Genomic DNA, 25239 nt, shown 5'->3' with positions numbered 1-25239 from the left:
CTAATCTCATGCCTTATCGGATTACATAAAGGCTTATGCCACCTATGCGTTTTATTAACTTCCAGCCCTTATCACACACATAGGTCACTAAATCATCATTGTCATTATTAATTGTAACGTACTTAGAATTCACATCATTTTTCATAACATATTCATTAGTGCAAAGATTGATCCCAACTCCTTTGGGTAAACAATATAAATATCTATAGTCGCAATCTATAGACCAAATTACAGTATTATCCCATCTATTGTCAGAATAAGCTAACTGTATATCTGCCTTATCAATCTCTCTTTCTAGTTTTTCGTCGACAATCGGCGGCTTAATAACAAAGTCTGTCTCACAATAAAATGTCAATAATGCTACAGTTCCCCAAATAGCAATGGTAACTATTCCCCTCTGTATATTACCAAAAGACAATATGATCAAAAAAACTGAAATCAACCCCAAAGCTCCACCCATAAGATGTCTTGTCCCTGTATCAACATCGTACAGAAGCCATATCGACAATATAATAAACAAAAAACTTAATGCCCCCAATATAGCGGTTTTACATTTTTTCAAAATACCACCAAACATCAAAAGAATAATTACTACATAAGAAAAGAAATAATATACTCCACCAAAAGCATCTCTATTTTTTATTTCTAATATAGATTTAAATGTTTTGCTAAATCCATCTATTATTATGTCTGAGCTTTCCTTAACAAACAATTTGGGCGATGTAAATAATAATTTCATTAAATCTGTATTTACTAGCGATCTAAAATACGGAGAACAAAAAAAATGAATTATCAAGAGATATGCTATTGCAGTACAAATAGCTATCAAAGCAGTAATAAGCTTCACTCTTTTTCTTTTTGCAATAAATATCCCCGCAACACCAAAAATAACATAATATCCGCGCGACAATGACAAATATGTCATAATTGCAATATACGCCCAGTAATACTTGTCATCACTACTATTCTCATACTTATATAAAAAACATATCATCCACAATGTACCTAGCATAATTATTATCTCTGGTGATATGGACATTGTGTATCTTATAATGTTGGCATTTGCAGCAAACAAGCCAGCAATTGAAATTGCCGGCATCCAATTGAGTTCAAGTAAATGTGTAATTCCAATAAGTGTCAGCGAACACAAAACCAGATTTACAAGTAATATTTTATATGTTCCCAAACCTATAATTCTAAAGATAATAGCATATGGAATCAGTAAAACAGGTGACCATGGGCCATATGTTCCAATCATAGCTTTCGACTCATTATACCCAAAATATCCCTGAGGCATACCGTATCGCATTATTCCTTCTATTTGCTTGTAATAACTGAGCTCATCATTCCACTGGGAATTAAAAATTGAAAGCGCACTAACATGAATATTGTATTTTAATAATAAAACCCATGCACCAATAATGGGAATAATTGCTAAAACAACGTACAAAACGCATCTTTTGCACTTGTCAGACGTTTTAAAACACTTCTCCCGCAACATACGAATCTCCATTATCCTCCCAAACATTAATTAAATTCGTAATTATATACGAGCTCTAATCAATTCAACTATCAGAAAAAATATGACATTTTTTCCAAAAACAATCCAGAATACCAAATATTGAAAAAATATATTGTCCCAAAAAAGGTATGTGCTGCCAGCAAAAGAAAACAACCATTTTTCACACCATACCAACATTTATCTCTTATAAGCATTATCTCTTTTGTTGCAATCACAAACGCTATATTTAATGCTAATCCAACTCCCCAGCTAAAATCTCCTGCAAAAGGATTACTATCAAAATAAAACAAAAGATACATTAAAAAAGCAGAAATAAGCATATAAAATGATAACTTAATTTCAGTATTGCATCTGTGCTTTGCCAAACATAATCCAAAAGTAGCAACTGGAAATAGGATAGATAAAAAAATCGCTAGTAACCAATTGCTTGTATAATGCTTAATTACATAAAATGGGCCAAATGAAAGTCCTGCTCCTCCATTGCCAGAAACAGCTATTTTAGATTGAATAATTGCCAAAATGCCAACCGGAACGCAAGTCAATGCAATTTTAACATATCTCCAAAACATCGACGCATTTCTAGAAACACAAAAATTAATAACACAATATGCCACTAATCCTGGTAAAAATGCTTGATAAAAGCTTGGTTTACACAAAGCACTTATTACTAATAAAAAAGCTGCTTTAAAATATAATTTAAAATCACTATTATCATCTTCCAACAATTTGACATAGCACAAAAACGCAACTAAAGCAATTGGCTTAGCAGCTAAATATGTAGGGTTGTGCCATACATTTGCAGTATATGCCCCCAAATAGTATCTATCAAACAATCCAAAATTATCAATAGGCCCACAAAACATCATACTTGTTGCTAATAATACAGCAGTAAAACTGTTTACCTTCTTACTAAAATAAATAAATATTATTATAAACGCTGCTAATAACAATGCAGTATTGGTTATTGCAATGGAAAAATTGATTGACACATTGTTTTCAATTCCATTCGTTCCCCCAACAAAATACGTCACTACCAAAACAATAATATGCCACATCGGATATGCTATAATATGCGAATACTGATTGTTCTCTTTAAAAAGTGATACAGCATTTTTCCCATATTTGATATAATTTAAAAAATCCAACGCTGTATTAACATGATTACGAAAATCATCTGCCGTAAGAGTAGCTGAATCAAGAGTGAGCAAGCGTATGTAAAACTCAAAAAAAATAGCCCCCAACAATAATAAAATGCATATGATCACTACATTTTGCACGCTGTTCTTCTTTATATTGATATTACTATTTTTTAACATAAATAGTACACTCCCATTTTTCCACACCACATACAAGATTATAATCGTTTACTTTCCTATAGGACTGACTAATCGCATTTTCTATCTCTTCACTATAATAATTATTTTTTTCGACAACAACGCAATCATAATAACCATTCGCACATTTTTTTAATGATTCTTCATTGTACTGCATAAACTGTTCTGTTAATTCTTTGGCATACGGATAAATAATACTATTTGGAGACTTCTCATCAACTAAATCCATTAGTTCATATGTATAACAATTTGAATGTCCCGGATTATCACTATAAATGCCATTTTTCAAACAATAAAAATTCAATGGCAGTGCACTCATTTTTATATTACAATCCTTATATTCATCTAAAACTGTATATACCTCTTCCCATTCTTTTTTCTGTTCATCAGTAATATGCTGTACAAAAACAAGCCGTTTAATGCTTAATACAACTATTGCCAATAGTACAACTTCAATTGCAGAAATATAATAATTTGGTATAGATATTTTTATCCTCTTCGCAATCCCATCCCAAATTATTATTGCCAGGAACAATAAATATGGTACAAATAATTGTAGATAATATGTTATCCATGCACCATTAGAAGTCGATAATAGCGTTCCAATTAATAACATAGTGATACCTTGGGCAATTGAATATGTATCAATATCCACTATATCCACATTTGCTTTCTTGTATCTAAACAACTTCAAAGTAACAAAAAACAGAAATGTTAAAAACATAACTGAATATGTTTGAATAATTGAAAGCAATTGTTCAAAAGCCAATTTAAATGAATACTTATTATATATTCCAAGAAAAAAAGTGTTTGTCGTAAAATATGTTGGAAAGAAAAGTCTGATCAAAACTATCGAAACTATACCCACGCAACTTCCAATAACTGCAAACTTCAATAGCATTTTATATTCTTTCTTCAAAGCAAAATACACTAAAAAGCCCAATGCTATAAAAACATAATATTGCTTAACGTAAAATTCTATAGTGCATAATAAAGCATAAATGATTATACGATAATGACATTTATTCTCATCACTTTGGAGTATACTCCAAATAATAATTAGTAAAGTTAATCCGTATGCATCAGGAAAGATTCCACCATATGCTGCCAATCTAAAATAACAACTACTAATCCCAATTAAGCCAATTGGAATTAACGACATATTCACTCTTCTTCTCATCAGGATTACGCCAAATACTATTACGCCAAAAATCTCTACACCTAATGTAAGGATCTGCGAAGCAAGGATAATATCATTAATGCCAAATCTTATCAAAACACTCAATAAAACAGGCAGTACTATTCCATACATATAAACAGGTTCTGGCAATCCATCATGAAACTCATACGGATTGACTCCAGCGGCGAATCTTTGAGCCATGTTTAATACTACCCCTTCACGAACTTCCCACTGATAATCAGCACGTAAAACTATTTCCCTAGCTTTTAAAACATAGATTATTACAAGTGCACAAATTCCTAAAGCAAAAACTATATAATTTAAAAATTTATAATTCCGATTTTCAACCATGATAACATTTCCATTTAATTAAAAAGAATCAAAAGAAAACATTTTAGAATTATCCTTTACATTCTCCGAATAGTATAACATTATTACAACATCAGGATCATATTCTTCAATATACTCAGGCGTCAGCTCATAATCTTCACCATCGTAAATGTATTTAACTTCTTTGACCCCCATAGCCAGATACTGGCCAAGTGCTTTTCCAAAAGAATCTGAAACAAGTAATACTTTAACATCATTCATGCTATTTAAATTAACATAATGTCCTAATGTTTTTCCTTGAACAGAATCATAAGTATATCTTGACGATAAATTCTTTTGCTCAAGTGCTGTCATATCAAACATTAATTCAGACACTGTTCCAATTTCGCCATAATCATTTTGTATCTTTGTGTCAAAATTTGGAACAATCAAGTCAAAATCATCAATTCCAGCATAAAATATTCCCGTACGCTGTCCTCTTGACCCTAAGTGCCATTTTTTATACTTGGTCACAGAATAATTATTAATGTCACGAATTCTGTCATCAATTATGCATCCCGTTTTGTCCTTTATATAATCTTCCAAATAACCATAAGCATATAATCCAGCTTCAGTTGTCCAATGATGATCCGTTACATACATATAGTCATACTGATTGATTCCGTCTAAATGCATGGTTTCTCTATAATCTAATACATCCACTCCACCTTTTTTTAATAATTCCAGCAATCTGTCAATATTATCATTTCCATAATCCATTACCCCAACAGGTAATTCCGGATCATATTTGCTGCTTGTATATGGTGTTGCCGCGTATACTAAATACGAACCGCGTTCTTTTAAATATTCATTCAACCTTATTGTTTTGTTTGCATAATTATTAAGTGAATCTTCCGAGCACTTTTCAACCGTAGTCAAAAGATATCCGTTGTTCATTTTCACAATATTGTTCATTGAATATTGATTCATTATTGTTCTGATAGCACCATTTAAATTAACAAAATCAAAATTCATATAAAAAGTGCTTGCAATATCTGTCTCCAGTTTGCTTCCTAATTCAGGAGTCCATTCATTGTTATTTTTTCTGTCATTAATATAAAAATCAGCCAAATTTAAAAAGCTACCAATGCCTAAGCCAAATACAAGAATAATAAATATTCCTATATAAATATGTCCTATAGAATTTTTTTTCATTTTCTTTTCCTTGGTCAAAAATTGAAATAAATAAACGGATTATGTGCTCCTAATATTAAGTATGATACCGCCCACAAAAATACAACTGATACTACAACTGGCTCCAAAATAGCAAATAGTTTCTTACCACCTTCTGACAATATTTTTTCTCTAAGCATTTTCATAATGGGCGTTGAAAATAATATACCCATTATAATAAAAACTCCATATTGACGAAAATTAGCGACAATGTCAGTATCTATCATATTTGTCTGGTATCTATAGTATCCTAACATAGCTAAGCAATATTTCACTCCCGCTTTCAAAGATTCTGAATTAAAGATAACCCATCCAAAATTAACACAAACTAAAGTAATGATGCGCCAAAATATCCTGAAATAAACATTCTCATGATGTGATGGTTTGACCAAATACTTTTCTATCACAAGTAGCACAAAATACCCAAATCCCCAAGCCCAAAAAGTTATATTTGCACCATGCCAAATTCCTGTAAGCGTCCATACAACTAGCATATTCAAAATATGTCGTATAGCATTTGTTTTTGCCCCGCCTAATGGAATGTACACATAATCTTTGAACCACTGTCCCAATGAAATATGCCATCTCCGCCAAAACTCCGTGACTGTTTTGGATATATATGGGTAATTAAAATTTTCTTCAAACTCAAAACCAAACATCTTCCCCAATCCAATAGCCATGTCAGAATATCCAGAAAAATCATAAAAAATCTGCAAACTATACGCAACAGATCCCATCCATAAAAATAATGGATTTGTAATTGTAACATCCCGGCTAAATGTTTGCTGCGGAATAAGTGCCAAATTATTTGCCAACAATACTTTTTTTCCAAAACCTAGCATAAATCGCCTTACTCCATCAGCAAATAAATCAGTACTGCTTTTTCTTTCAGTAATCTGTCTTTCAATTGTTGAGTACCTCACTATTGGTCCTGCTATAAGCTGCGGAAAGAATGAAATATACAAAGCTAAATATAAGGGATTCTTCTGGACTTTTACAGTTCCTCTATAAACATCAATAACATATGATAATGCCTGAAATGTAAAAAAAGATATTCCAATAGGCAAAGTAATACCTATTGGTGACACTCCAAGATGTATCTTTTCAGCCATTATATACAACAAATAGTCAAAATATTTGTAAACAAAAAGTATACCTAAATTGCCGGCTAAATCTAATATCAAACATAGTTTGCCTATACATTTTGTTTTATATTTATCCACTAACAGTGCCAACCCATAATTTACCATGATTGACGCAATCATAACAACAATAAAATGTGGTTCTCCATATGAATAGAACCACAAACTTGCAATTAGTAAAATGTAATTGCGATATTCTTCTTTTGCCAAATAGTACATCAATAGTACTATGGGTAAAAAGAAGAAAGTGAATATCAAACTAGAAAAAACCATTATCACACTGCTCCATCAACTATAGTCTTGCTCTAAGAACCCCTTTAACCCAATAAGGATACTTCAAATTATGCAATTGCCATATAGCATGCATCATATATCCCTTAGAATATTCTCTCTTATAGCTTGACAAGAGATTTGATATTATTTCTGCATCTTTAGGATTATGATACGTACAAACTGCCCATTTCATAATCATCCCACTATCAATAGATTGCTTTGCTCCCTTTATTGCACTAATCTCAGCTCCTTCTATATCCATCTTAACCATATCAACACTATTTACATTATAATTTTTCATTGCGGTATCGATTGTAATTGTTCTTTCAGAATCTTTATCACTAACATACTTTTTTACAATCTCGATTTTATCGCTATAGTCAGCAAATGTAAGCTTTAACGCCTCAATCCATTCTTCATCACATTCAAAAATGTATATCTTTGAAGCTTTGTCAATAACAGTCAATGAAAAATTACCTTCTGCTCCTCCTATATCAAAAACAACTCCACCATTCTCTACATTAAAGTCCTCAGTTAAATATCTATGTGGAGATTCCAAGCTCTGCTCCCATTTTGAATTACTCAAGTAGTTACGAACCATCTCAGGACTATTTAAAGAGCGCTTAAAATACAGCTTTTTCCCTTCCCAATACCCAAAGTACATTTTGGCAGCCTCGTCATAATGGACATCTTGTATATCATAATATGATTTTCTGGCATCATCATAACAAAAAACTTCCGGTTTATTATTAGCAACGTATTCCATACATTTCCTAATCTCCGGATCAGTAGTATTCTTATAAATCTCAGGAATAGTATATTTTATATACATAAATCGAATGTCTTCTAAAAAACTATTGTTCCAATCACCTTGTTTAATCATCATTTTTATGACTTTCTTAGCATATTTCGTATATGTACGCTTATATAAATAACCATCCTTTATTTTAATTATTATCTTCTTGATATTTTTCATCTTTTCCTCTTCATACCATAAATAATGTAAAAAGGGTGTTAATAATAACACCCTTGCTATTTAAAAATCACACTAAATATCTATAAAACATCTTCTTTTGATTTCTCAATTGCTACTCCATTTGTAATCTCAAATATCTTGTCACAATTACGAATAGTTGTAAGCCTATGTGCAACAATTAGTAGAGTTACATCACCTTGTAATTCTTCAATAGATTCCATTACGACATTTTCACTATCATTATCCAATGCTGCAGTCGCTTCGTCCAAAACTAAAATTTCAGGTTCATTATACAAAGCTCTTGCAATGGCAACCCTTTGCCTTTGTCCTCCAGAAAATTTAACTCCTCTTTCTCCAACAAGCGTATCCAATTTTTCAGGAAGACTTTCAACAAAGGACTTTAGATTCGCTTTTTCTAATGCTTTCCACACCCGTTCATCATCAGCTTCTTGCATTCCAAATGCAATATTAGCTCTTATTGTATTATCAATTAAGTATATGCTTTGAGGAACATACCCAACAAGCTTTGACCATACTTCAGGTATTGAAAAAATATCAACTCCATCTATAGTCACTTCTCCAGCCTGTGGCTTAAACAAACCTAAAATGATATCAACTAATGTAGTTTTTCCTGCTCCTGACGCTCCAATAAAGCCAACCGATTGTCCTTTTTTTATCTCTAATGACAACCCCTTCAATATTTCTTTTCCTTGTGAACTATATCTCCATTCAACATTTTCTAAACAAATATTAAAATCATCAGCTAATATTTTATTATAAACACTCACACTTTCATCATAATCAAGTTCTTTGATTTGCTCTTTAACAGAATTATATTTTTCAACCTCATGTACATTTTTAAACACCTCGGCTTCCAATGGTCTGTTATATACTATACTATTTATAACATTTGCAATTTTTCCAACTGATGGTAACACTTTAAATGCCGCCATAGCAAAAGAAGCCAATTTAGGCACAAATGATGCCATGCTCTCATCACCGATAGCAAGCCTTATACAAACTATTCCAATAATTCCGCTTACACAAACTCCTTCCGTAACTCTATTAGGACAATCACCTAATACGGTATACGTTCTAGCACCTATCCTTGCTTTTTCTGCTGCATTTTCAAAAGCTTTAACAAAATATGCTTTTCTTTTGGCTACAATAATATCCTTTATTCCCTCAACTGCCTGCGATATACTCTGATTTCGCTCAACATCTGCCATCTTTGCATAATTTCCCGCTTTTTTTACTGCAGGTTTAAAAGCAAAAACCATTACTATTAAAATAATCCCTAAAACAGCCAATGTACCTAATGCTGTAAACCAGTCAGTATATATTAAATATACTCCAATCAAAACAGCCGTGAGCACTTCTGTCATTAGTTTTAATAAATCACCAATTGTATCTCGAAACGAAACAATCGAGCTTAAGCACCCAACTCTCATTGTTTCACTACTCGTATCAAGAAAAAAAGAATATGGCCTGCTCAAATATGAATCAAGCATTCTGATACTAAGATTTTTTTGCATTGAAGTAAGAAAATCTGTCTGTACAAAATTAGCATATATTAAAAAGGTATTTTTTGATATATATACAATAATCAGCCCCACCCCTATAAAGATCAACAAACTGGTATAATCATTTATACCAATCATTTTGCATACCCTTTTAACATATACGTTACTCATAAGATTTTCAGGTGACACTATAGCTTGAACAAAAGGTAGAATTGCCGTAACCCCCAACAATTCAAAAGCAGAACTAAGAATTATCGTAAAAAGGACATATAACATTTGTAATTTCTGCTTCTTGTCCAAAATATAAAATATTTCGTCCAATATCTCTTTAAATAATAATATATTTTTTTTCATAAACACATCATTTCCGCGTTAACAGAACTTTTTCCCAAATTCCTTTATTGTATCAACAATAAGCCCTAAATCATCTGATGTAAGACTCTGATGGATAGGTAAGCATAATGTATTATCTGTAGCAAATTCAGCATTAGGGAAGTTACCTACCGCATGATAACCTTTTACTCTATGGATAGGGAAATATCTATATGTAGTATATATTCCTCTTTCTCTCAAATATGTAGCAAGTTCATCTCTTTTCCCATTTTTAACCTGAATATGATAAAAGTAATATGATGACTTTACATATTCCGGCAATACCGGTGGTAAATCTATCCAGGATAAATCCTTGAGATTTTCATCATAGAAATCATTTACAACCTTACGTTTTTCCATAAACAGCGGTAATTTTTTGAACTGCTCAAGTGCCATAGCAGCAGTAACATCGTTCATAATAGCTCTATGCCCAAAACAGGATATATCAAACTCCCACCATTTCTGAGCAACGCTATTTTCATATCCACTCTTGGTTTCAAGGCCAAAATAAAGCCATTTCTCAGCTTTTTCCCTTACTTCTTCATCTTTAAAGTAAAGCATGGCACCATCACCGCAAACCAGAATCTTCATGGCATCAAAAGACCACATACCCATATCACCAAAAGTGCCTAAAGCTTTTCCTTTGTAAGACGAACACACTCCTGCTGCACAATCCTCTATAACCTTGATGTTATGAGAATTTGCCAACTCCATTATTTCATCCATCTCACATGGAATTCCTCCGAAATGAAGTAACAATATTGCCTTTGTCTTATCTGTAATCACTTTTTCTATATCTTCAGCTCTTGCATTAAGAGTTCTAGGATCCACATCGCATAAAACCATCTTAGAACCATTAGCGCAAATAGAATTAGCAGCACCAACAAAACTGATAGTGGGCAGAACTACCTCATCTTCCGGCTTAATATCACATAAATGCATTGAAGAAAACAATCCTTCACTACAACAATTAGTACTCAAAACATGTTTAGAATCTGTCTTCAACAGTTCAGCATACTTTGCTTCAAATTCAGATACTAATTTCCCTTTACCAATCCAATTCGATTCAAAAACTTGTGAAATTCTATCCAACTCTTCTTTACCTAAACTTGGCTGATATACATTAATCATTTTCTCTCCACTTCCAGTACGAAATAATATAAATATTATTTCCACTCATGAAACTTATTTGTTGCACTAGAAAATTATATGTTTTCCTATTTCAAACATCAAGAAATATTACTTTATAGATTTTCTTTTCTTTCTAAAGCTTTTTATTTTATTTAAAATCAGACATGTCAAATCTAACCCAATAAGCGAGATTGCATACATAGTAGCTTTCCCTTCAAGACTTGTATCATATCTTAATATACTGACACATTTGTAAGCCTTGCCTGTCAAAACACCTCTTTGTTCCTTTGGAACATAATAAATATTAGCCAATGCTATATGTTCTAACGTATTAGCTAATGATTTGAGAATTAGTTCATTTAATTCTTTATTCAACTTTTTTTGATTAAGATAATCGATCCAATCATCTATAACAAAAATGGTATCATCAACTAATTTATAATAATTTTTATGCATCGTTGAGGTCATTATTCTGGAGCGATAATAATAATGTGGTGACACCATAGATACCACATCTGCTTCCAAGATAACTCTGTCAATAAGCTGTAAATCCTCTGAAATACGCCCTTCAATAAATTTAAATGTTTTGTTTCTCCAATACTCTGTTCTATAACACTTACCGCATGGACTCCAATTCGGAATAGTCTGATACATTTTAGTTAATGCCATCTGACCGTTTAATCGAAAATATTCCTGCTGATCAAGTTTATTATCAGGTGGTACGATTGTACCATCATTTCTAACTTCAGACATCTCCTCTGAAAGAATGACATCCACAGTCGTTAGCTGATCAATGCGTTCTTTGAACATTTCCAATGTATTTGTCGCTATAAAATCGTCACTATCCACAAAAATAAAATATGTTCCATTAGCATGCTCTACTCCAATATTCCTTGCTGATGACTGTCCTCCGTTTTGTTTATGATATACATAAATGTTATTGTATTTCTTACTATATTCATCACAAATTGTCTCGCTGCCATCTGTACTACCATCATCCACAAGAATAATTTCAAAATTCTTATAGGACTGCTCAAGTATACTGTCTATACATGCATTTAAATAGTCTTTTACATTATAAACAGGTATTATTACACTAAATTCAGGATTATTCTCAATCATTACTCTATTTTTTCCATTTTCTTATTACACAAACTATCTGGAACAATACTTATTTACTCATGTTCTGAAACAAATTGTCCATCTGCAGTCAGATAAATCCAGCCATCTTCGTACAAATCTATTGGCTGATCATCTCTTTGCATCCACTTACTTGGTGCTACAACTATTTTATCTTTGTTAGCAGATAAATGTTGAGCCCACCAACTAAACGTAGAGTTATGAATTATAAAGTGTTTGCAAGACGACATCAATCTTATCTTTTCCCAAATAGGATTACCTGGTGTCTCATAATACATAGGAACATTCATCTTGATATTCTCTTTGCACCACTCTATATCATCTGAAAAAATGATGAATACTGGATTCTTTATCTTTTCCGTCATATATTCCATTGCTCTATAAAAATAAGATATATCATACTGATATATATCCGCTATATCTTCCCTATTAACATCCATTCGTTTAATTGTCACACACACAGATTCAGTTCCAGTAATTACTTCAAACAATTCCCTATTTGATTCCAATAAAGGCTGCTTAGGCGTTAATTCCTTGCATATCTTCTCATCTATTTCAGCAAAATACTTTGGACATTCATAATATCCGATTATATAGATATTCTTGCAATCTGCAATCTTAAAAGGATAATATGCTGCATCAAAATAGTATATGCCAAATCTCGGTAATATCTTTGCACATTTCAGATGAAATTCATATGTTCTTTTTTCAAAATCTTTATATCCACCTAATCTTTTAATCAATTTAATGAATGAGAAAAAATACCCATGCAATCCCATCCTCGATTGATATTTGTATGGAACAACATTAAAAAGCTGCAACAAATTATCACTTTCTGGTAATTTATCGTCAGCTTGCCTTAACTTACTATAGTTTATAATTAGTTCACCATCAGTTTTTTCCTGCATCCATCTCGCAAAAGAGTATTGAAAAAACTGATTACCACAATTGCCTCGTATGTATAAATGAATTTTTGTCTTTTTTTCCATAATCACTTATCACCAAATCATTATCTATCTAGTTTTCCCATTTTACCTACTTGTACCACATATCAATTGAATGCGCTTTAAGATTTGATCTAATAACAGCAAAACCGAAAAACATTTCCTTCTGAACAATACTAATCTTACTTTATTATATATTTTAAGCCCATGACTACATTTAATCTCTCTGCAGAAAAAATCTTTATAAGTTTCTAATATTGAATCTAATTTTTCTTTTTTTGCATTATTATTTATATCATCACGTTTATTATATTTATAAATTTGTTCCATCACTCCATTAATTGCGACCTCATCGTATTGAGTAAGCACCGCATTGGTTTGCTTTTTATTAAAAGAAATCTCATGGCAAATATCATTCACAACATCTCTTACTCTTACATTAACTCCAATAATTGTACCTATATCATTTGGATTTTTATGATGCACAATACTGCTATTCCTATAAACATAATGGTATAAGCAATCTTTTAACAAGATAATACTATCTGCATATTTAATTATATTAGCAGTTTGGATTTTATCTTCACCAATGCTTAAACTAATATTATAAATTTTGTCATAATGATTGCGCAATATTTGTCCACGCACCACTTTTTCCCATATTCTATTGTTTTCTTCCGAAGCGACAAATAATCTTAAATAATCTTCCTTACTTATTATTTGAAAATCTTTATCTGAAACGCAATGTGGAATTCTAGCTTCATTTATGTCATCATAATGACCACAAACCAATAAATCCGGTTTATATTGAAGTATATATTCATTTATTCTTTTTAGATAATCAAGTTCTATATAATCATCAGAATCAACGAAAATAAAGTATTCTCCACGCGCTTTCTTTACAGCTGTCCCCCGCGCCATAAGCAATCCTTTATTATCCTGATGTATCGTAATTACGTTTTTATGCATTTCTGCATATTTTTCACATATTTTTAAAGAAGAATCTTGAGAACCATCATCTACTAGTATTATTTCATAATAGGCATCGTCATAATCTTGATTTAATATTGAATCTACGCATTTTGAAAGATAGCTTTCTACATTATATACAGGAACCAGAAAACTATACTTAATGTGTTCTAAAGTCATATTTGTCATCTTATATACCCTATTATTTCAGTTTAGAAATAGTAGTTGCACTTTCTATCGCCTCACACCACACTTCTGATGTTTTAGTTATATCTAATTGTTCTGCACGTTCACTTGCCTTGTTTTTATAATTTTCTCGTAGAGCATCATTAGTCAATAACTCTTTAATCGCATTTGACAAAAGACTTTCTTCCCTTGTTAACTCTTCATTCATGTACAATTTGCCATCGCATACAGGAACCAGTATACCATACTGCCCTTGTTCTATCTCATCAGTATTCTTATAACCAATATCTGTTTCTGGAGCAATAATCTCTCTGGCCCCAGAATCAAAATCCGAAGATATACATGGTAAGCCACAGCTCATTGCTTCGACAATATTATTGGGATATCCTTCCCAAAGGGACGATGTAACAAATATATCTGATTTACTCATTATTTTGAAAGGATTCGAACAAAAACCACATAAAATTATACTTTGGTCCATTCCAAATTCTGTAATAATTTTCTTTAAATACTCTTCCAATTCTCCTTGACCAAGAACAAGTAATTTACAATTATAACCATTTTTTATAACATCTGCCAACGCTCTGACTAAATGCCACTGTCCCTTCTGTTTAGTCAGTCTGCCCATTGTTACAATAATCTTGCTTCCATCAAACCATTCTGCTTCACTAATTTCTAATTCTTCTGAAGCCATTTTAGATATTAATCGTTTATCACATCCATTTGGTGCTACATATAATAATTCTTTCCTAACCCCATAGTTTCTTACCAAATCATTCTTTATTCCCTCTGAAACAGCTACCACACCATCCGCACGATTATACATTATTTTTATAAGCGGCCCTACTATGTATTTGTATCTACCCTCATTTTGTGCCTTTGAAATGTTTATATGTACAGATAGTATAGTTTTCTCACCTGCTACCCTTGACAAAAGGTTAGCAACATTGGCGCTATCCGAGAATCCTATGACTGCATAATAATTATTTTGTTTTTTAATCTGCTTTAGTTTTGATAATCTGACAAAAAAAACCTTCATTTGGTACAAAACACTAGACCTATTTTCAGAATGCTTTATCCCAAGCGAAATAACTTTTCCACTTATTGGATAATCCACAATAACATCATCATTAACAATAACATCACATTCATAATATTTTGATAAGCATAATGTAAGATTTGATACAACTCTTTCTGCGCCACCATTAGAAAGCGTATTTATTATTAAAGCTATTTTTTTCATTTTCCCCCATTTTTCTTATATAACAAACTTTTATAGTCAAAAAATAAAATATTACTTATAATTAACAGAAATTGATTTAACATTTGAAAAATATGATAACATTCCTCTATTTACCCAATAGTTCGGATCGTCTGATAACCTCAATGGCTCCATATACTCCACATTACTGTATTCATACACCTCAATAACAACATCTTCATTTTCTGCATTAGTAAGTGCCTCTAAAATCATTTGATTAGCATTTTCATATTTTCTCAATTCACCAGATGCTAAATCCAAATATATTCTGACAGGAAAATAGCTTTTTGCTTCCTCAGAATGCCAAAATGGAGTACATGCAATTAGTATGATTACAAAAGTAAGTACAACAAATTGACGATTAATATCAATAGTTCTTCCCCATTTTTCTCCATACCAACTAATAAAATCAATCAGCCATAAAAGCATCAATGTAATAGAAACTATTCTAGATAAAAACTCACACCTTACAGGAAAAAAGTCCGATGAATAACCCAAATATACAGGAAAATCTATTATTGCTTCTAAAGCTATAAAAACTAGTCCCATGATTATTGGGTTAAATGTTGGAAGCTTAGCCCTCAAGACAAAATTATACAGTAGTAACGCAATTAAAAATAAAAACGGCATTGAATAACCTATGCAAAATCCAATATTTCGTTTACATACCCCCATAAGTGCATATTGAATTGATGATACGATATTAAAACCATCCCCATTTCCAGAATGTCTTGTATAATTGCCCGGGGCAGCAACATTAATCATCGCCCCCATTACTGCAAAAACAAATATAATAATTGACTGAATATAGTTTTCTTTCTTCACATAAACAAATACTAAATAACTTAAACACCCAAAACAAACTGCTGCAGCAATATTCAGAGCACCTCCCACTGATATCAATGCTAATAATGAGCAAATCAGAGTAACAGTTCTATTTTTTCTTTCATTCAACAATAATGAGAACATCATAAGACCTGCACAGATAGGCAGTGTATACATACATAACCCAGTATGCCAAAAAAACACTTCACTAACATTATAATCATGTAAAATAATAAACATCATTAGCGTTGCTGAGATACATGCTATCCCTTTTTTATACTCTGGTCCCAGAATTGTCCTTAACAAACGTAAAATTAGCGCAAAAAAAGTAATGAAAAAGAGGATTATTGCAAACGCATATTCAATGTGTATCCATCTCATCCCCCCACCATACTGATATATCATTCCACCGAATCCGGTAAAAAAGCTTCCCGAATAAGTTCCTTGCCAATTCAAATAAATATCCGTGACCCATAGCAGAGTTTTATCTAAAACACCATTTCCGTTTTCACCGTTTACTTTAGCTATATTCATCCAATCATCTGCTGATAAATTAGCATAAAACGCAGCCATTATGTATGGGACTAATAACAACATGAAAAGAATTATCCCCAAAACAATCGAAAACAACTCTTGTCGCTTTTTATTTACCATCACTCTTCACTCATTACCTTACTAATAATTTGAACAAATCCAATTTATCTCACAAATCTGAGCTAGCATAACATTTTCTCATTCTTTCAGTCTAAACACACAACTCTTCTTACAGAAGCATACACCAAATGATACCACACCGGCATAGCCGTCATACAATACATTTCCTCTTTACCCCTTTTTCAGCGGCCTCTTTAAGCACCTTTGAATAGCTGCTTAACACATTCTTCCAATCATATCTGTTAAGATCATAATTAAATGCTTGTGGTTCATTCGCCATATACTTAGAAAGTTTATTGGCCAATCCATCCACGTCATGAGGTTCGAAGTAGAACTCCTCCTCCGGAACAAGTTGGCGATGCGCCCTTATATCTGATAAAAGCGGATAACATCCTGCTGCAATGGTTTCCAAAACTGACATAGGACAGTTCTCAAATTCACTGGCAGTAATGTATATTGACGCTTCCGCAAGAATATCCATCTGCTGCTTGCTGCCATTTTCAACCCAGCCAAAAAATTTAACATTTTTCGCTAAGCCTTTTTCTTCTACCAGCTTCTCAAGCTCAGGTCGATATGGTCCATCTCCTAAGATTTTTATTTCCCAACCATTAAGGTCAAGTTTAGATAGTGCCATAAGAGCCGTCTGCATGTTCTTGTATTTCTGCATACGTCCCATTAAAAGGACTGTTTTTTTCTTAGGAATCCCCTGTTTTTGTAAATCAGAGTATTTTTTTACATCAATTCCATTCGGTATAAAAAAGTATTCATCCGGTCGATTGTATGCCTTAAGCATAAGTTCTTCCAAAAACTTCGATGGAGAAATGACTTTATAAGTCTCATTAACAATCTGTTTCCAAAAAGGTCTTAAAAAGATATGCATGATACGCATATATTTTTTGGAATTATACCCTTCAACATCACTGCCATGAGCGGTGATAACAACCGGAAGATTATACTTCTTATGAACCCACTTGGAAACTTCTCCTGTTGGAATAATAAAATGTGTATGACAAACATCATAGCTGTTCTTAGCCAGTTCTTTTGAAAGGAATTTCTTAGCTGCCATGATGTATGTATATTGCTCCCATGGCATGCACGATGACTTCTTTGATCTCCAACACTTCAATCTATGGATTTCTACCCCATTTACAATTTCAAACGCTGGAAGTCCTTTAAATCCCATTGTCACCAAAGTTACTTTATTTCCGGCTTCAGCCAATTTCTCACTAATATCCCTAGAAACCGGAGCTGCTCCCCCTCCAAGTGGAGGATATTCATAATTTAATACCAAAATATTCATTTCTTTATTCCTTAAACATATCTCTTGCGCTAATAGATCTTTATTATCGAATACGTACTTTCCTACCTTCTCACCTGATATGCATTAAAATTATAAGTACTTCCAACATAATCCATAGTGTACCCATTTTTCTCAAGCATATCAGTGAGTTCTTTATGGTCTGCGCCGACATATTCCACCAACATCATTTCATCTCTTAATGTTTCTTCCAGGTTTTCAAGATTCCCCTCGTCACATGGGAAGAACTCAGCATTCTTATCTACAAACAGAGATGCCTGATATACAATAAATTCTCTAGTAGCGCCACCATATATTATCATTGAATCGGCATTAAGAGAACGGATCTTAGCTATTCCATCCTTATCCTTTGGATATATCATATCCACCTTGCCCTTTATATTAACTGCAAGAATCTGCATGACTACAAGAAATAGCATTGCCAAAACAGTCAAATTCCTATTTTTAAGGAATGAAAGCTTAAATTGCATATTCTTGTTATCAAGTGCATATGCGCACAATACCATAACAATTATTGCAATCTCAGGAAAAACATATGCAATATAGCGAATCTGCTCAAACAACCCAAAAGTAGTGAAAAATGCCATAAATAAAAAGGTGGAAACAAATACTATAGCAAAAAAGCCACCTACACTATCATCTTTTGAATTATTTAAAGCACTCCTTTTTCCAATCTCTCCCTTAACCGCTTTTATTATTAGTGCACATATTACAACTGTAGAAAATAAAAGCATAACAAAAAAGCTTCCGAACATATACTTTCCAAGCGCAAGGGCCATATCTTTTACCCTTCCCGGAAGCATGTATGGTCTAAAATCAACTATCTGTTCAAGGCACCAAATAATCGCATCGTTAGTCCCATGTAAAGCACTCTGAAAATCAAATACAATACTCAGATAATCAGTCTGTGTGGCAAGATAAACAAATCCGCCTCCAAAAACAGGTACTGAATATATCAGGAAATTCTTTATTCCTTTTTTGATAATAAGCCCTATGGCAAAAAAGACCATGAACATACCTGCAAAAATTGCCATAAACTGCGCATTATTATATCCGACAAGGAACGATAGCGCTATCACCAGAAGATACACTAAGCTCCTAATAAGCGATGTTTCATCGAGCTTCCAAAATTTCAAATGGAAATACACAAAAATAGTATTCATAAGCGTAGCGTACATATAAAATCTTACAAACACCACCATAGACAAACAGATTGAAGAAAATCCATAAAACGCAGTGACCGCTAATGGCAAAACAGTTTGCTCTTTGAACATTTCTTTTACAAGCTTATACAACACTAACTGATTAAGAACAAATATGATTGCATTTAAAATAACCGCTGCCCAGGCTGTCGTCTCTCTCGGAAAGAATAGCGCCTCAAATATATTCAGCAAAACAAAATAGTTATTATATTTAAAGAGCTTTCTGATAGTACTTAAGGGATTATCATGAATAACTGAATCCTCAGGATTAACACTAAGAAACTCTTTTATAAGTGAAACAGGCATCCAGGTATTAGGAACAAATCTTCCATCCTCAGTTATTCTATGTGTGTATGATGTGGAATCAGAAATAAAATGTGTCTTTTCAAATGAATAATACTCGTCCCAGTAAAAATTTGCCTTCCTGCCACCCCAGTAAAAAATCACCGCTACCTGCATTAATATTATAATTATCAGTATTAAAAAGCTTCTTTTCTTAGATAAATCCAAATCCCACTCTCCCATATCTTAGTGTAGCCCATACTCAGTCAAATCACTTTTATATCAGTTCTATATACTACGTCTGAAAATCCTGACAAGCCACTCATTTACTCAGTGTCTTTGTGCTTTCCTATATTCTCTATTGATTTAACACTATACGGTGTATCAACATGAACACCATAATATGTCTTTATCAGTATTTCACTCATAAGTCCGAATATTATCATCAAAAGGCCTATGATAACGAAGAAAATTGTTAAAAGAGGCGGGAAAATATTATTTGACATCTTTCTTCCCATAGCAAAAAGAACTATAGACCAGATTCCACATGCAAATCCGGCAAGTTCAAATATAAACCCCATTCCACCAAGTAGGTGAAGAGGTCTTGTAGCAAATTTATTCCAGAACCACACTGAAATCATGTCAACAAAGCCTTTAATTGTACGCTTCCAATTATATTTGGTATAGCCGGAGGTTCTAGCCCTGTGATTTACCACAACCTCACCAACAGTAAAGCCTTTAATCTTTAAAATAGCAGGAATAAATCTATGCTGCTCGCCATAGAGATTGATGCCTTTAAAGCATTCCTTTTTGTAGACTTTAAGCGAACATCCGCTGTCATGGATTCCGTCATGAACCATTAGATATCTTAGGAAATTTGCGCCCCTGGATACAAATTTTTTCATAAATGTATCCTTTCTGTTCTTGCGCCAGCCGGAAACTACATCAAGATCATTCTCATGGAGATATTTGAGCATTCCGGGAATGTCAGCAGGATCATTCTGACCATCGCCGTCCATTGTTACGATATAATCATATTGCGCAGCCTTAATACCTGCATCCATCGCTGCAGTCTGTCCAAAATTCTTACGCATTGTTATAAGCTTGAGCGGTTCTAGTTTTCTGCAAGCCTCATCAGTTTTATCAGTTGAACCGTCATTTACAAATATAATTTCATAAATATATCCATTATCTTCGCAAACTTTCTTTATCTCCTGATGTAATTTTGCAATATTGCCCTCTTCATTAAAAACAGGCACAACAACTGAAATTCTATCCATTACTTCTTCCTCATCATATAAACTAATGATATACAGGATACAGAATAATAATGACTTTTATGTAAGCACGAATACATTATTACTTTTTTCCCATTATCATATCTTACTCAATATAAACCGATTGAATTAAATTCATACTCTGCACAATCGCTTTTCCCAAATACAATCGACAGCTGGCCCCTGCAATTTTCTATATTCACAACATGAAGCCTCGGGGCACTATTCAACTCATTATATTCTAATTCAACAGTTTTAACAATCTCACCATTCTCATCATAAATATAAACTTCCGCCAAATCCCCATCAGAAAGCTTTGCATCTGTAAATACAAGATATTTGTACTTGGCTGTATCATCAACAATGATGACATCTCCTGTCTTTCTGGGTTCTTCTTCCAGATGCGGTGTAACGCCCGTAATCTCATTTCTGATAAGTGCATCAGCATAGTAATCATTGCTATAGTCAGATTGATTAGTCAGCTCATTAAAATCAAATGATTCATAAAACTCAAGCTCATCCTTTAGATACTGTTCATAATTATCCTTAGTAAGCTGACACTTACCCTCTTTCATGCACTTTAATACAAGACTGTTTATCCAGAATCCATAATGTCTTTCGTCGCTATAATTATTTATATCCGTTGTAAGATCGGTCCTTAAATTAATAGAAAAAAGCTTTATATTGTCACATTGCAGCATAGCTTCAATTACCATCTTCTCTTGTTCAACCTGCTGCCTAAGCTTTCCTTCACCGGCAAGCTCTCCCCACCACACAGCGCTATAGGGTGTAAAGAAATAATAAAAGTCCACTTCAGGGTACTGCCTTGCAAGCTCTACTACATTTTGCCCGATATTGTTCTTTAAAGAATCTTTAAGCCCATCACTTAATTCTATTTCAGGAACATTTTTATCTACCTGTAAACCATCAGGGCAAACTGAACCAATTCCGCAAGGGCTCATGAAGGAAAGATAATCATCAAAGCTTGTTATTCCCGGTTCCTTACTCTTTCGATCAATTTCAATTTTAACGATCTGATTCAACAAAACTTCTCTGTTAAATAGATATTCCTCATCATTAAATGGATTGTTATCATATAAGTAAAATGGAAACTTTCCCAGATCTGTACGCAAGGCATCTTTATTATCCGCAAACCTCACCATATCAAGACCTCTGACTACAATCTTAATATCAGGATTATATTCAAGCGCCCTTCTTGTGCTGTCAGTTATTTCTTTATAAGTAGCCCCCGGATAAGGAAGTTTGACTGATTTTACGCCAAAAAGTTCATCCAATTCAGAGGTTTTAAAGTTCTCGCACATGGATGAACCGATAATAATTGCATCATAGTCAAAATGTCTGCTTATTCCATCATTCTGACTGCGCTCATTCTCAAGCTCATAAAAATATTTATCTGTATTTGGTTTATGATAATGAAAGTACGGGTCCACTTTTATTGTCATCGCCGCAGAAGCAAAAAGTCCTGCAGCAGAAAGCACACACCATCCTATCAGCCACTTATTTGTCTTCATTCTATCCTGCAAATCCTGCTACATTTATGTTTTTCACTATTATGGTCAAAAAAATTCTCTTTTTCTCAAAATCCAAAATATACAAATGTGGATTCACCTCCAATGCACAACACGCCCCAGACAAACGCTGCTGCCGCAAGTACCATTGAAGGGATATTTAATTTTTTCATATTCCTGTGATTATTCTCAGGAATAAGGCATATTGCCATTGTAATCATAATCACAGCCAGTGCAAACAACCGTCCGAACTTATAGTCTTCCACATTATCCAACCTAAGCATTTCACGAAGTATGGTACATTCAGGTCCCTGCAATTTTTCAAGAAGCCCCCTGCTCACAGAAAAATCTCTGATATGAGCCATCTTTACAAGCATTGTCCACCACTGCCCGATTGACTCTGCGCTAAACAATAGCCACAATACATTTACAATTCCGAAGGTAAAAAGCCATCTGATTGGCTTAAAAATATTTATTTTATTCTTTTCCAATACCCTATCAAGAACCATGAAAAGACCATGTATCGTTCCCCACAGTACAAAAGTCCAGTTTGAGCCATGCCAAAATCCACTGATGATAAATATGATCATCGTATTAAGGTATGTAAAGAGCTCTCCTTTCCTGGAACCTCCAAGGGGAATATATATGTACCTGGTAAAAAACTTTGTAAGAGACATATGCCATCTCTTCCAAAAGTCTCTGATCGATATTGCCTTATACGGAGAATCAAAGTTCATCGGAAGGTCAATTCCAAGCATTTTGGAAGCTCCGACAGCCATGTCAGTATATCCGCTGAAGTCAAAATATATCTCAAATGTATAAAAAAGCATTATCAGGATAAAATCCAGCGCAGTTGCTTCACTGAAGTTATCATACCCCCAGGCTACACATACAGAAAATGTATCTGCTATCAGTCCTTTTTTCAGAAGTCCTAAGCTAAAGGTCTTGATTCCATAGGTCAGATTATCAACATCGAATTTCTTTCGCTTTTCATCATTAAACTGCTCAATAAAATCCGATGGTTCCATTAAAGGCCCCATAAGTATCTTGGGAAAATATAGAATATAAGCAAGATAATCAACAAGGCTAAGCTCCGAAACATCTCCCCTATATATACTCACCACATAAGCTATCTGCTGAAATGTATAGAAACTTATTCCCAAGGGAAGAACTATTTCTTTTAGCACAAAAGAAGTACCAAAAGCTGAATTAAGATTAGAAATTCCAAAGTTAAAATACTTGAAGTACAAAAGAAGCGCCACATTAATTACTATAGGAAGCACCAAGAATGCCTTTTTTTGCCTTCCATTCTTATTTCCGGTAATAAAGTATGCTGCTATATAATTGATAAGAACACTTATTCCTAAATATAACAGCATATATATTCTTCCGTAGGAATAAAAAACAACACTTGCAGCAATGATTGCAAACTTTCCAAGCTTAGTATTTATCTTATTACATATGTAATATGCCGCTATAACTACTATCAAAAATAAAAAAACAAACAAATAACTATTGAATTGCATACCTTATCCTTTAAAATATAATGATGTCGGGGTTAATGAAATAGCTAATCCAGCCCTTAACATAATATAACAGTTTTTTACCCAATGTATTATTTTAATTGTTTCACCGTATCATGTCTAGTGTAGCATACACATACCAAATCGCAGAATATAGGAAATAACAATAATGAACACACCTCTTATCTCAGTAATAGTACCGGTTTATAATGTGGAAAAATATATCAGACGCTGCCTTGAAAGCATTGTCAAACAATCTTATCAGAATCTGGAAATAATTGTCGTTGATGATGGTTCCACAGATAATTCCGGAAATATCTGTGATGATATTTCATCAGAAGATAACCGTATAACAGTCATTCATCAAAAAAACCTTGGACTTGCCGGCGCAAGAAATACCGGACTGGATATCTATAAGGGCGAATATGTTTGTTTTATAGATTCAGATGACTACATCCACCCTGAGTACGTGGGCTATCTGTACAAACTATGCATAGATAATGATTGCAAGATGGCCATTTGCGATTCTATATCTGCTTCTGACGACAGCACCTACGGTAAATTTGATTCCGCGTCAGAGCCAACTATTTATACAAGGAAAGAACTCCTTGACATGTTTTACGGTGATATGCACGGAGTTATTGTTGTGGCATGGGACAAGCTCATTCACCGTTCATGCATTGGAAGTTCCCGCTTTCCTCAGGGACTTATACACGAAGATGAATCCTCTACCTTCAGGTTCATCTATAACGCAGAAAAAATAGCTTATACTCCTAATCAGCTTTACTCTTACTTCACTCGCGCTGATAGTATAACCGCTGTTGCTTTCAGCATGAAAAACCTTGATATTCTTAAAGCATATGAATATCGCCTTGATTTCTTTAAGGAACAAAAAGAAACAGCCCTTTATAACAGAGAATATTCCTACTATCTGTCTGCAATTCTGATAAACTATCATAAAGTTCACGAAACAATTCAGGATAATGCAGATATTCTTAAGGATTTAAAAAACACGTATCGCATAGTATACAAAAAAGCAGATAAGAGTATATTACCCTTATCAAGAAGGATAGTATACTTTATCTGCCGTTTTTCTCCGCTATTATATGGAAGAATAAGGTCACTTTCATAAAA

At 33.3% G+C, this 25239-nt stretch carries 19 protein-coding genes; 1 reads left to right on the top strand and 18 read right to left on the bottom strand.

What is annotated here, in order from left to right; all coding sequences use genetic code 11:
• Nucleotides 1-13: 13 nt before the first annotated feature.
• The 18 genes from BM086_RS14955 to BM086_RS14870 form a co-directional block, all read right to left on the bottom strand.
• On the bottom strand, nt 14-1513 hold the full coding sequence (locus tag BM086_RS14955) for a hypothetical protein (RefSeq protein ID WP_092328345.1): 1500 nt from the start codon (nt 1511-1513) through the stop codon (nt 14-16).
• 59 nt (nt 1514-1572) lie between these two features.
• Nucleotides 1573-2838 (bottom strand): hypothetical protein, encoded by a 1266-nt coding sequence (locus BM086_RS14950; RefSeq protein ID WP_092328342.1) that lies wholly within the window; start codon nt 2836-2838, stop codon nt 1573-1575.
• Nucleotides 2825-4387 (bottom strand): hypothetical protein, encoded by a 1563-nt coding sequence (locus BM086_RS14945; RefSeq protein ID WP_092328339.1) that lies wholly within the window; start codon nt 4385-4387, stop codon nt 2825-2827. Before BM086_RS14945 ends, BM086_RS14950 begins: the two co-directional genes overlap by 14 nt.
• Nucleotides 4388-4405: 18 nt before the next feature.
• Nucleotides 4406-5560 (bottom strand): alginate O-acetyltransferase AlgX-related protein, encoded by a 1155-nt coding sequence (locus tag BM086_RS14940; RefSeq protein WP_092328336.1) that lies wholly within the window; start codon nt 5558-5560, stop codon nt 4406-4408.
• A 14-nt stretch (nt 5561-5574) separates the two neighbouring features.
• The gene (locus BM086_RS14935) at nt 5575-6939 is read right to left on the bottom strand and encodes an MBOAT family O-acyltransferase (protein WP_242952232.1); all 1365 of its coding nucleotides are present in this window, start codon (nt 6937-6939) and stop codon (nt 5575-5577) included.
• A gap of 73 nt (nt 6940-7012) precedes the next feature.
• Nucleotides 7013-7969 (bottom strand): FkbM family methyltransferase, encoded by a 957-nt coding sequence (locus BM086_RS14930; protein WP_092328330.1) that lies wholly within the window; start codon nt 7967-7969, stop codon nt 7013-7015.
• A gap of 80 nt (nt 7970-8049) precedes the next feature.
• Entirely contained in the window at nt 8050-9846 is a 1797-nt protein-coding gene (locus BM086_RS14925; protein ID WP_092328327.1) for an ABC transporter ATP-binding protein, read from the bottom strand.
• An 18-nt stretch (nt 9847-9864) separates the two neighbouring features.
• Nucleotides 9865-10995, bottom strand: coding sequence for a DegT/DnrJ/EryC1/StrS family aminotransferase (locus BM086_RS14920; protein ID WP_092328325.1), 1131 nt, complete (start codon nt 10993-10995; stop codon nt 9865-9867).
• 108 nt (nt 10996-11103) lie between these two features.
• Nucleotides 11104-12117 (bottom strand): glycosyltransferase family 2 protein, encoded by a 1014-nt coding sequence (locus BM086_RS14915; RefSeq protein ID WP_092328322.1) that lies wholly within the window; start codon nt 12115-12117, stop codon nt 11104-11106.
• 53 nt (nt 12118-12170) lie between these two features.
• The gene (locus BM086_RS14910) at nt 12171-13124 is read right to left on the bottom strand and encodes an alpha-1,2-fucosyltransferase (RefSeq protein ID WP_092328320.1); all 954 of its coding nucleotides are present in this window, start codon (nt 13122-13124) and stop codon (nt 12171-12173) included.
• Nucleotides 13125-13166: 42 nt separating this feature from the next.
• A complete protein-coding gene (locus BM086_RS14905; protein ID WP_092328317.1) occupies nt 13167-14237 on the bottom strand; it encodes a glycosyltransferase family 2 protein in 1071 nt (356 codons plus the stop codon).
• A 13-nt stretch (nt 14238-14250) separates the two neighbouring features.
• A complete protein-coding gene (locus BM086_RS14900) occupies nt 14251-15477 on the bottom strand; it encodes a glycosyltransferase (protein ID WP_092328314.1) in 1227 nt (408 codons plus the stop codon).
• Nucleotides 15478-15528: 51 nt separating this feature from the next.
• On the bottom strand, nt 15529-16974 hold the full coding sequence (locus BM086_RS14895; RefSeq protein ID WP_092328312.1) for a DUF6056 family protein: 1446 nt from the start codon (nt 16972-16974) through the stop codon (nt 15529-15531).
• Nucleotides 16975-17125: 151 nt separating this feature from the next.
• Nucleotides 17126-18274: a glycosyltransferase family 4 protein gene (locus BM086_RS14890; protein WP_092328309.1), complete on the bottom strand. Its 1149-nt coding sequence runs from the start codon at nt 18272-18274 to the stop codon at nt 17126-17128.
• Between the two features lie 62 nt (nt 18275-18336).
• Nucleotides 18337-20004 carry a hypothetical protein gene (locus BM086_RS14885; RefSeq protein WP_092328307.1) on the bottom strand — a complete coding sequence of 556 codons (1668 nt, stop codon included), beginning with the start codon at nt 20002-20004 and terminating at the stop codon, nt 18337-18339.
• Nucleotides 20005-20102: 98 nt separating this feature from the next.
• A complete protein-coding gene (locus BM086_RS14880; RefSeq protein ID WP_092328304.1) occupies nt 20103-21056 on the bottom strand; it encodes a glycosyltransferase family 2 protein in 954 nt (317 codons plus the stop codon).
• A gap of 107 nt (nt 21057-21163) precedes the next feature.
• The gene (locus tag BM086_RS14875) at nt 21164-22585 is read right to left on the bottom strand and encodes a hypothetical protein (RefSeq protein ID WP_092328301.1); all 1422 of its coding nucleotides are present in this window, start codon (nt 22583-22585) and stop codon (nt 21164-21166) included.
• Between the two features lie 65 nt (nt 22586-22650).
• Nucleotides 22651-24108, bottom strand: coding sequence for an MBOAT family O-acyltransferase (locus BM086_RS14870; protein ID WP_092328298.1), 1458 nt, complete (start codon nt 24106-24108; stop codon nt 22651-22653).
• Nucleotides 24109-24274: 166 nt separating this feature from the next.
• On the opposite strand from BM086_RS14870, the gene BM086_RS14865 reads away from it, so the two are divergent.
• Entirely contained in the window at nt 24275-25237 is a 963-nt protein-coding gene (locus tag BM086_RS14865) for a glycosyltransferase family 2 protein (protein ID WP_092328295.1), read from the top strand.
• Nucleotides 25238-25239: the final 2 nt, after the last annotated feature.

Source organism: Butyrivibrio sp. YAB3001 (genome assembly GCF_900112195.1).
Taxonomy (GTDB): Bacteria; Bacillota; Clostridia; order Lachnospirales; family Lachnospiraceae; genus Butyrivibrio.
This window is presented reverse-complemented; position numbering and strand designations above follow the sequence as displayed.

Bases quoted from the DNA above. Each gene is read 5' to 3' on its own strand.
- BM086_RS14955 (WP_092328345.1), bottom strand. From the start codon at position 1,513: ATGGAGATTCGTATGTTGCGGGAGAAGTGTTTTAAAACGTCTGACAAG.
- BM086_RS14950 (WP_092328342.1), bottom strand. From the start codon at position 2,838: ATGTTAAAAAATAGTAATATCAATATAAAGAAGAACAGCGTGCAAAAT.
- BM086_RS14945 (WP_092328339.1), bottom strand. From the start codon at position 4,387: ATGGTTGAAAATCGGAATTATAAATTTTTAAATTATATAGTTTTTGCT.
- BM086_RS14940 (WP_092328336.1), bottom strand. From the start codon at position 5,560: ATGAAAAAAAATTCTATAGGACATATTTATATAGGAATATTTATTATT.
- BM086_RS14935 (WP_242952232.1), bottom strand. From the start codon at position 6,939: ATGTACTATTTGGCAAAAGAAGAATATCGCAATTACATTTTACTAATT.
- BM086_RS14930 (WP_092328330.1), bottom strand. From the start codon at position 7,969: ATGAAAAATATCAAGAAGATAATAATTAAAATAAAGGATGGTTATTTA.
- BM086_RS14925 (WP_092328327.1), bottom strand. From the start codon at position 9,846: ATGAAAAAAAATATATTATTATTTAAAGAGATATTGGACGAAATATTT.
- BM086_RS14920 (WP_092328325.1), bottom strand. From the start codon at position 10,995: ATGATTAATGTATATCAGCCAAGTTTAGGTAAAGAAGAGTTGGATAGA.
- BM086_RS14915 (WP_092328322.1), bottom strand. From the start codon at position 12,117: ATGATTGAGAATAATCCTGAATTTAGTGTAATAATACCTGTTTATAAT.
- BM086_RS14910 (WP_092328320.1), bottom strand. From the start codon at position 13,124: ATGGAAAAAAAGACAAAAATTCATTTATACATACGAGGCAATTGTGGT.
- BM086_RS14905 (WP_092328317.1), bottom strand. From the start codon at position 14,237: ATGACAAATATGACTTTAGAACACATTAAGTATAGTTTTCTGGTTCCT.
- BM086_RS14900 (WP_092328314.1), bottom strand. From the start codon at position 15,477: ATGAAAAAAATAGCTTTAATAATAAATACGCTTTCTAATGGTGGCGCA.
- BM086_RS14895 (WP_092328312.1), bottom strand. From the start codon at position 16,974: ATGGTAAATAAAAAGCGACAAGAGTTGTTTTCGATTGTTTTGGGGATA.
- BM086_RS14890 (WP_092328309.1), bottom strand. From the start codon at position 18,274: ATGAATATTTTGGTATTAAATTATGAATATCCTCCACTTGGAGGGGGA.
- BM086_RS14880 (WP_092328304.1), bottom strand. From the start codon at position 21,056: ATGGATAGAATTTCAGTTGTTGTGCCTGTTTTTAATGAAGAGGGCAAT.
- BM086_RS14875 (WP_092328301.1), bottom strand. From the start codon at position 22,585: ATGAAGACAAATAAGTGGCTGATAGGATGGTGTGTGCTTTCTGCTGCA.
- BM086_RS14870 (WP_092328298.1), bottom strand. From the start codon at position 24,108: ATGCAATTCAATAGTTATTTGTTTGTTTTTTTATTTTTGATAGTAGTT.
- BM086_RS14865 (WP_092328295.1), top strand. From the start codon at position 24,275: ATGAACACACCTCTTATCTCAGTAATAGTACCGGTTTATAATGTGGAA.